Genomic DNA, 8714 nt, shown 5'->3' on the forward strand with positions numbered 1-8714 from the left:
TCTACGCCAGTTCGGGATAAGAAAGTACCCTAAAAAGTTGGTAATCTCGCTGTTTTTTGTAATTTTATAATTGAGAATCAATAACTTACAAAACATATATAGCGATGATTACCAACGACAAAGTTACAGAAAATCGCTGTAATATTTGCAGGAAATCGGAAGTTTAACGCAATTCGGCTTGATTATTAGGGCTATACGGTGTAAATCGCAGCAAATCCGCCACCTGCCACGAGGCAGGAAAATGCGGATTATTGAAACAGAAATGTTTTCAAATCGTTACCCGAAAGCAGGATAATTACCTCCGCTAAAGAGGAGAAAAACAGCGGTTTTCCGTGCATCCGTTGCTGTTGCTCTATTGCTCTATATTTTGCATAGCAGGGTTAGGCTCTTTCATGTTTAATTTTGCAACCAAAAAGAAAAGACAATGGCAAGAAGCACATTCAAGGTGCTGTTCTATGTGAACGGCAGCAAGGAGAAAGACGGCATCGTCCCCATCATGGGACGGGTTACAATCAACGGCACGGTGGCTCAGTTCAGCTGCAAGCGCACCATCCCAAAGGAGTTGTGGGATGTGAAAGGCAACAGGGCGAAAGGCAAGAGCAGGGAAGCCATCGCCACCAACCTCTCGCTCGACAACATCAAGGCGCAAATCATCAAGCACTATCAGCGTCTTTCCGACCGTGAGGCGTTCGTCACGGCGGAGATGGTGCGCAACGCCTATCAGGGGCTGGGCAGCGAGTACGACACCCTGATGAAAGCGTTCGACAGGGACTGCGCCTCTCTGTTCAAGCGTGTGGGTAAGGACAGGAGCATGGGAACATACAAGGTGATGCTCAGGGCGAGGAACAACACGGCGAGGTTTATCCGCCACAAGTACAACCGCAGCGACATGTCGATGCTGGAACTCACCCCCGACTTCATCAGGGACTTCGCCGTGTACCTCAGCACGGTGAAAGGAAACAGGAACGCCACGATATGGATAAACTGCATGTGGCTCAAAGGCGTGGTGATGCGTGCGCACTTCAACGGCAAGATACCGAGAAACCCGTTCGCGCAGTTTCATATCAGCCCGAACACGAAGGAGCGTGCGTTCCTCACGGAGGACGAGTTGAAGACACTGGTTTCGCACGAGTTCAAGGACAGCCATTCCGCCTTCGTGCGTGATTTGTTTGTCTTCGCCTCCTTCACCGCCCTTTCCTTCGTGGACTTGAAGGAACTCACCACCGATGAGATTGTGGAGGTGAACGGCGAGAAGTGGATACTTGCAAAAAGGCACAAGACACAGGTGCCGTACCAAGTGAAACTGCTCGATATACCCTTGCAAATCATCGACAGATACCGACCGTTCCAGAAGGACAACTCCATATTCGGGGACATCAACTACTGGACGGTCTGCAAGAAGCTCAAAAAAGTCATCAGCGAGTGCGGGATAACAAAGGACATCTCCTTCCATTGCGCAAGGCACGGCTTTGCGACATTGGCTCTGAGCAAGGGCATGCCGATTGAGAGCGTGAGCCGTGTACTCGGACACACGAACATCGTAACCACACAACTCTATGCGAAGATAACCACCGAGAAACTCGACACCGACCTCTCCATGCTCGGCAGCAAGCTCAACGCCTCATTTGGCAATATTAAGATGGCATGACAATGAAAGGGAAAGACATAAGCAGCAATGCCCGTCGAATAATCACGATAGACGAGCACGGGAACATCGTCATACCCAACGGCGAAATATGGATGGGCGAGTTTGAGATTGCCGACCTGTTTGGCGTGTTCGGACATACCATCCACACGCTGGTCAAGAAGATATACAGGGATGGACTGCTGCACCCCTGCACGGCAGAGAGGAACATCAGGGTGGCGGAGGGTCGCTGGCTTGATGCGTACAGCCTTGAAATGGTCATAGCCCTTGCGTTCCGTATCAGGTCGCAAAGGGCAAAAAGGCTTTGGGAGCATGTCATCGCAATGCTGAACGAACGGCACGAAAGGTTTGTCATGCTCCTTCCTGCACGGGCAGGCAGTCCCTGCTGAAACGCCTTGACAGAGGTTTATAGAGGTTTATCCCCTTGTGTCGATGGGGAAATAAACCTTTTTCTTTTTGGGTGGTTGAAGGGCAGGGATAACAGTTAGGGACGAGTCGTATAGGACTGCCGAGAAAAGAAAAACATACCGAACACAACTTCTTTTATTTTGATGAATTGATGAATATTGATATAATATGATTGAATATCAAGCGATTGCAAGTTCATCAACATATCATCAGACGCTTGCGAACGATGAAAGAAAAAGGCATTTTCCCTTTTTCAGCAACCCTCGACAAATCCTGCAAAATTATCCTCCTGTTCCCCTCAATTATTGCTCCGCACCTCCCTGCTTTCCCCTGTTTTTATTCCATTCCGTTTTTCTTTCACCGTTCCGCGCCATTCTTCACAAGTAGTTTTCCGAACGATGTCCGTAACTTTGCACGATGCTATATATCAACCATTTAAGCAAGAAAGAAATGGATAAGAAAAACAATGACGGGCTGCTGGAAGATATGCCCGAAAAAAGAAAAAAGGACGGGGCTTTCGTCCGTGTGGGCACAACGCTCTACAAACTTGCAGACATGCCTCTTGTCGGAGGCGGTTTTGTAAGGAAGCGCATCGTGTGGAACAACGAGACGCTCCGTCAGGACTACGGCAGGGACTATCTGGCGACCGTCCCGAAGTATGACGGTTTTTGCACCGTCCCCGACCATGTGAACTATCAGCCCGTAGTAGGCAGTTTCCTCAACCTCTACGAGCCGACGGGGCATCATCCGAAGCAAGGTGTGTTTCCCCATATCGAGGCATTGGCAAGGCACATCTTCGGGGAGCAGTACGAACTTGGCATGGACTACCTGCAACTACTCTACCTGCAGCCCATAGAGAAACTGCCCATCCTGCTGCTCGTATCAGAGGAGCGCAACACGGGCAAGAGCACGTTCCTCAACTTCCTCAAAGCCCTCTTCGGGGGCAATGTAACCTTCAACACCAACGAGGACTTCCGAAGTCAGTTCAACTCGGACTGGGCAGGGAAACTGCTCATCCTCGTGGACGAGGTGCTTCTCGACCGCAGGGAGGACAGCGAGCGGCTCAAGAACCTCAGCACCACCCTTTCCTACAAGGTGGAGGCGAAGGGCAAGGACAGGGATGAGATTTCATTCTTCGCCAAGTTCGTACTATGCTCCAACAACGAACGTCTACCCGTCATAATCGACACAGGAGAGACACGCTATTGGGTGAGGAAGGTGGGGAGGATAGAAAAGGACGACACGGACTTCCTGCAAAGGGTAAAGGAGGAAATACCCGCCTTCCTCTATTTTCTCCAGCACCGCACGCTCTCCACGAAGAAAGAGAGCCGCATGTGGTTCAGTCCCGAACTCATCCACACGCAAGCCCTGAGCAGGATTATACGGAGCAACCGTAACAGGACGGAGGTGGAGATGGCGGAAACCTGCCTTGAAGTCATGGACTGCATGAAAGCGTCCGCTTTCTCTTTCTGCATCAACGACATGCTCCTTCTGCTGAACTGCGCAGGCTGCAGGACGGACAGGACGCAGGTAAGGCGTATTGTGCAGGATATATGGAAACTCACTCCTGCCGAAAACACGCTCACCTATACGACCTGCCAACCGAGCTATGACAACATGCGCCCATACACGGAGGTAAGGCGCACGGGGCGTTTCTACACCGTCGGCAGGAAGCAGTTGGAGGAAATGCAGGGATAGGGGGAGTGGAAATGATGAAACTCAGCTTTGACAAGCGGCTTGATGAGGACATAATGAAAGCATATTGTACTGATTTCCAGATTATTGAAACAAGATTCATCAATTCATCAGAATTTTCATCACTCCGACTTCGGTGGGAAACGGCAGTGGCATTACAGGCGGAAACGGAACAGGCAAGACACGCTGATATAAGCAACAGAAAAAGGCAGTCACGGCAAGCCGTGCATTCTGTATTTCCAAGCATGCAGGGTATTCAGATATTCGGGTGCAGTCCAAGTATGCCTTCGGAGAAACAAGTCCAATCGACAGCACCGATGGAGAAGCCGTGGGGACTTCAGAATACAAGGGAAAGAAGTGGCTGGGGCAAATGCCCACGTGGTAAGCACGGTACGGATATTTTCAAAAGAGAAAATACCGTAGCTTATTAGGGGATTTTCCTCACGCTTCACTCCGTGTCCGCTGAAAATCTCCCAATAAGCCAACGGGGTTGCACCCCTCTGGACACCCCTGCCGAGCCTGTCGGCATAAAGAAACGAGCAAGCCGAAAGGAAGTCTTTCCTCCTTTCAACGATTGTCCACCGACCGTATCTAAGGACATCAAGGCAACGAAAACAAGATAATGACAACATCTAAAAAAGACAAAAGGATATGGGATATTGCGTATTGCATTTGGAAAAGGCAAAGGGAGCCGACAGCGGAATGTCGGCTCACATCGAGCGCACCATCGTGCCGAAGAACATAGACCCTACGAGAACGCACCTCAACCGTGAGTTAATCAGGTTTCCCGACGGTGTGTGCAACCGCACGGCTGCCATACGCCACCGCCTTGACACGGCAGGGCTGAAACGCAAGATAGGGAAGAACCAAGTACAGGCAATCCGCATCGTGCTGAGCGGAACGCACGAGGATATGGAACGAATGGAAAACGAAAGGAGGCTCGGAGAGTGGTGCGATGACAGCGTGGCGTGGCTGAGAGAGACCTACGGGGCGGACAACCTCGTGTCGGCAGTCCTGCACATGGACGAGGAAACACCCCACATCCATGCCACCGTAGTGCCGATAGTGCAGGGTGAGCGCAGGAAGCAGAAAAAGGAAGAGAAGGCAAAGCGCAGGTACAGGACGAAAGCGACAGCCCCACGCCTCTGCGCAGACGAGGTGATGAGCCGTGCCAACCTCATCAGGTATCAGGACACCTACGCCGAACACATGGCGAAGTACGAGCTGAAAAGGGGTGTCAGGGGCTCGACAGCCAAGCACCTCTCCACGCATGAGTATTACCGCAATCTCATCACGCAGGGCGAGGACATACAGGAGAACATCGCCAACCTGCTGGCAAGGGAGGCGGAAGCACGGTGCATCATCGAGGAGGCGGAGCAAGCCAAAATGGAACTCGCACGCATCAAGGCGGAGAAAAAAACGGTGGAACTGAAAAACTCAGCTACCAAGACCGCCACAGCAGCACTCAACGGCATCAACTCCCTGTTGGGCGGTAATAAAGTGAGCAGGCTTGAAAGCGAGAACAGGCAGTTGCATGGTGAGGTGGCGGAACTGAAAGAGAGCATCGGACAGATGCGCACGGATATGCAGAAAATGAAGGAAAGCCACGTCGCCGAGCGGTTGCGGGCATCGGAGCAGCATCAGCGTGAAATCGGCAATCTCAGGCGCATCATCGACAAGGCAAAGGAATGGTTTCCCATGCTTGCCGAGTTTTTCCGTATTGAAAGGCTTTGCCGTTCGGTCGGATTGTCAGAGAGACACACGGACGAACTCCTGCAAGGCAAAGTACTCGTTGTTACGGGGAAACTGCATTCTGATGAGTACAGGCGTTCGTTCGCCGTTGAGAAGGCACGCTTGCAGGTGGGCAGGGAGGAAAGGGATGGCAAGACCGTACTCGACCTGCTCGTGGACAGAGTGCCGATTGCCCGTTGGTTTAAGGAGCAGTGGGAGAAATTCAGACATTTGTCCGTCCATTCCTCCCAAGAGAACAGGAGCAAGGGAGTGAGGCTGTAACCGTGCCTCCGCATGCTCCACTTCCTTTCCTGCATCTCACTCCATGACTTTCTCAGGCAAGGTTGCTTCCTTATAAGTCATTTCCGCCATGATATGCTCTTCCATGTCGTGTTCGTCAAGAAAGACGGGACAGATGAATTTCTCTTCATTCGGAAGAAGTCCGAGCCTGCCTAATCTCCCGAGTTTTTCCAAAGCCTCTTTCTTGTTTTTCCCTGTCAAGGTGAAATCACGGACAATTCCCTGTTTCTTGCTTTGCAGGCGCAAGTTCGTCGGAACGCCGTCTTTCATGACAATCTCATATACGCCCGAGAGAACGGCAGGACTGACATACCGATAGAGAGTGGGCTTGTAACGGCACAGATAAAAAGAATGCGCTGCGTTCTGGACAAGGAAAAGTCCCGAAACTCCGCTTCCTATTGACCATACAGGGTCTGAGCCTTCGTGAATTTCCAGTAACAGATAAGGCGGGAGGACTTTAACGGTCAGTTGCTGTCTTTCCTTTGTGAGGTTGTCGGTCAGTGAGACCTGAAATTCTCCCACTTGCAGGGCTTGGATTGAAAGAACACCTACATGCCCTGCCTGTTCGGGAGTTCTCGCATAGGCAATTCTAGCATAGTCCTTAAACGCATTGGAATTGCTTATCTGCAAGTCTCCACTGCCACTCGTGATGAACACACGGAGCGTAGAGCCTTGCATGATTTCCCTATAAGGTTTATCCAATTGAAAAGAAGATTTCCTGTCCTCGTCTTGGGGATTGGAACAGGACGCGCATGCCAGCAGGAATGCCAAGAACAATAAAACAAAACAAGTTTTACGGTGTGCCATATTTACATCTTTTTTAGTCGTACCTCGCAAATATACGAATTTTCCCGCCATTCCGCAAACGAAAGAGCGGAAACTTTGGGTTGCACTCGTCCATATCGCATTGCCATATAATCATTTATAGGTATTTTTCATGGTAACGAATGAAACATGCGGTCTTATTCCATGATTATTGCTACCTTTGTCGTTGAAACCATAACACCCCTAAAATAAGATGCAGTCAAGACAACTTAACCGAAGACAGTATTTCAACGAACTCGCAACCACAAGCGAGAAGTATTTCATTCCTTACATCAAGCGGTACAGGCAGGTAGGGAAAGGCACGAAAGTGTTGGAGATAGGCTGCGGGGACGGTGGAAACCTCCTGCCTTTCTCACGCATGGGCTGCGATGTAGTGGGCGTGGATATGGCAGAGGGACGGATAAGGGACGCAAGGAAGTTTTTCCAAGAGAACGGAGCAAAAGGGCGTTTCATCGCCTCCGATGTGTTCCTGTTGAAGGAACTCAGGCATCAGTTCGACCTGATTGTCTGCCATGATGTGATAGAGCATATCGACGACAAGGAGGAATTTATGCACAAGTGTAAACAGTTGTTAAAAACCCGGGGGGGGTAATTTTCATGTCCTTTCCTGCTTGGCAGATGCCTTTCGGTGGGCATCAGCAGATATGCCGAAGCCGCTTCCTCTCGCACCTGCCTTTCTTTCACCTGCTTCCGACGAGATTGTATGAGCGGATATTGAGGGCTCGGAAGGAAGACGAGGGATGCGTCAGAGAACTGTTGAACATCAAGAAGACCAAATGCCCGATAGAGTTGTTTGAGAGGACGATGAGAAAGGAAGGCTTTGAAGCCATTGACAGGACTTTCTATTTCATCAATCCGCATTACGAGGTGAAATTCCACCTGCGTCCCCGAAGGCTGTACGCCGTGATAGGGGCAATTCCATATATCCGCAATTTCTTCACAACATCGTGTTTCTACTTCTTGAAATCGGCAGGGGAATAATTTTTTCCTTGCCTTGAAAAAATAAAGCAAAGAGTAGAATTGTTCGGGAATAATCATTATCTTTGTCGGAGATAAAGAGTTCTTTGCAAGCAAAACAAAGCAGTACACAGCAAATGGAACGGTTGCCAAATCGTTACCCCAAAATCAGCCAATCGCACAAGGTGCCCTTGTATAAAGGATTGTCGCTATTCTATCCAAAGTTACTGAAATATTCTGTATATTGGATGAGTTCTGCAAGAATTTGGACGCTGAACTTAGTAAAAACCTCCACATAGCCCCCACAGACGAGGGATATAAGCGTTTGAGAAACCGAAAGGGCCAGATGTCCAAGAGCGAAATCATGGCCGTCCTGCTGTACTACCACTTCGGCTCTTTCCGAAATTTCAAGCACTATTACCTGTTCTTCATCAAGGGTCACTTGGCGAGCTGTTTCCCTAACGCGGTGTCCTACACGCGCTTTGTGGAACTCATGCCCCGCGTGTTCTTCGACCTGATGGCCTTCATGCGCATCCAGGGCTTCGGCCAGTGTACAGGCATTAGTTTCGTGGACAGCACGATGATCCCCGTATGCCACAACATGAGAAGGAAATTCAACAAGGTGTTCGACGGACTTGCCAGGGACGGGAAGGGTACGATGGGATGGTGCCACGGTTTCAAGCTGCACTTGCTGTGCAACGAGAAGGGCGACGTCCTCACATTCTGCCTTACCCCCGCAAACGTGGACGACAGAGATCCCAAAGTGTGGGAGGTGTTCACGAAGGTGCTCTACGGCAAGGTGTTTGCCGACAGGGGGTACATCAAGCAGGGCTTCTTCGAGAGCCTCTTCAACCAAGGCATCCACCTGGTCCACGGGCTCAGGTCGAACATGAAGAACAAGCTCATGCCCTTGTGGGATAAGATGATGCTGCGCAAGCGCTACATCATTGAATGCATCAACGAATTGCTGAAAAACAAGGCCAACCTTGTCCATTCACGTCATCGCTCCGTACACAACTTCCTCATGAACCTCAGCGCTGCATTGGCCGCATATTGCTTCTTCGAGAATAAGCCCGAGGCACTGCCCGTACACATTGAAAAGAGCAGGCAATTGGAATTGTTCTAAGCAAGTCCTTATCCCGAACTGGCGTAT

Annotated in this window: 7 protein-coding genes and 1 pseudogene; 7 read left to right on the forward strand and 1 reads right to left on the reverse strand. The window is 50.3% G+C overall.

Features of this window, described 5'->3' with window-relative positions:
• The first annotated feature begins 424 nt into the window (after window positions 1–424).
• From K334_RS0112425 to mobV, 5 genes are all read left to right on the forward strand, one after another.
• Window positions 425–1648 (forward strand): site-specific integrase, encoded by a 1224-nt coding sequence (locus K334_RS0112425; protein WP_004341056.1) that lies wholly within the window; start codon window positions 425–427, stop codon window positions 1646–1648.
• The gene (locus K334_RS0112430; protein ID WP_004341058.1) at window positions 1645–2034 is read left to right on the forward strand and encodes a virulence RhuM family protein; all 390 of its coding nucleotides are present in this window, start codon (window positions 1645–1647) and stop codon (window positions 2032–2034) included. Before K334_RS0112425 ends, K334_RS0112430 begins: the two co-directional genes overlap by 4 nt.
• A gap of 469 nt (window positions 2035–2503) precedes the next feature.
• The gene (locus tag K334_RS0112440) at window positions 2504–3751 is read left to right on the forward strand and encodes a primase-helicase family protein (RefSeq protein ID WP_027445051.1); all 1248 of its coding nucleotides are present in this window, start codon (window positions 2504–2506) and stop codon (window positions 3749–3751) included.
• A gap of 11 nt (window positions 3752–3762) precedes the next feature.
• The gene (locus tag K334_RS14065; RefSeq protein WP_036890423.1) at window positions 3763–4179 is read left to right on the forward strand and encodes a hypothetical protein; all 417 of its coding nucleotides are present in this window, start codon (window positions 3763–3765) and stop codon (window positions 4177–4179) included.
• Between the two features lie 220 nt (window positions 4180–4399).
• The gene (gene mobV / locus K334_RS0112450) at window positions 4400–5761 is read left to right on the forward strand and encodes a MobV family relaxase (RefSeq protein WP_004341065.1); all 1362 of its coding nucleotides are present in this window, start codon (window positions 4400–4402) and stop codon (window positions 5759–5761) included.
• A 36-nt stretch (window positions 5762–5797) separates the two neighbouring features.
• Here the strand turns inward: mobV and K334_RS0112455 are convergent, their stop codons facing one another.
• Complete coding sequence (locus K334_RS0112455; RefSeq protein WP_004341067.1) at window positions 5798–6586, reverse strand: hypothetical protein; 789 nt, start codon at window positions 6584–6586, stop codon at window positions 5798–5800.
• A 211-nt stretch (window positions 6587–6797) separates the two neighbouring features.
• Between K334_RS0112455 and K334_RS14070 the strand changes: the two are divergent.
• Together K334_RS14070 and K334_RS0112465 are read left to right on the forward strand one after the other, a co-directional pair.
• A pseudogene (locus K334_RS14070) lies at window positions 6798–7585 on the forward strand (class I SAM-dependent methyltransferase).
• A 187-nt stretch (window positions 7586–7772) separates the two neighbouring features.
• Window positions 7773–8687, forward strand: coding sequence for an IS982 family transposase (locus K334_RS0112465; protein WP_027445052.1), 915 nt, complete (start codon window positions 7773–7775; stop codon window positions 8685–8687).
• The last annotated feature ends 27 nt before the right edge of the window (window positions 8688–8714 follow it).

Origin of the sequence: Segatella baroniae DSM 16972 = JCM 13447, assembly GCF_000426585.1 — a bacterium.
GTDB lineage: Bacteria > Bacteroidota > Bacteroidia > Bacteroidales > Bacteroidaceae > Prevotella > Prevotella baroniae.

What these genes read in the sequence shown, in the direction of transcription:
- K334_RS0112425 (WP_004341056.1), top strand. Translation starts at nt 425, where the DNA reads ATGGCAAGAAGCACATTCAAGGTGCTGTTCTATGTGAACGGCAGCAAG.
- K334_RS0112430 (WP_004341058.1), top strand. Translation starts at nt 1,645, where the DNA reads ATGACAATGAAAGGGAAAGACATAAGCAGCAATGCCCGTCGAATAATC.
- K334_RS0112440 (WP_027445051.1), top strand. Translation starts at nt 2,504, where the DNA reads ATGGATAAGAAAAACAATGACGGGCTGCTGGAAGATATGCCCGAAAAA.
- K334_RS14065 (WP_036890423.1), top strand. Translation starts at nt 3,763, where the DNA reads ATGATGAAACTCAGCTTTGACAAGCGGCTTGATGAGGACATAATGAAA.
- mobV (WP_004341065.1), top strand. Translation starts at nt 4,400, where the DNA reads ATGGGATATTGCGTATTGCATTTGGAAAAGGCAAAGGGAGCCGACAGC.
- K334_RS0112455 (WP_004341067.1), bottom strand. Translation starts at nt 6,586, where the DNA reads ATGGCACACCGTAAAACTTGTTTTGTTTTATTGTTCTTGGCATTCCTG.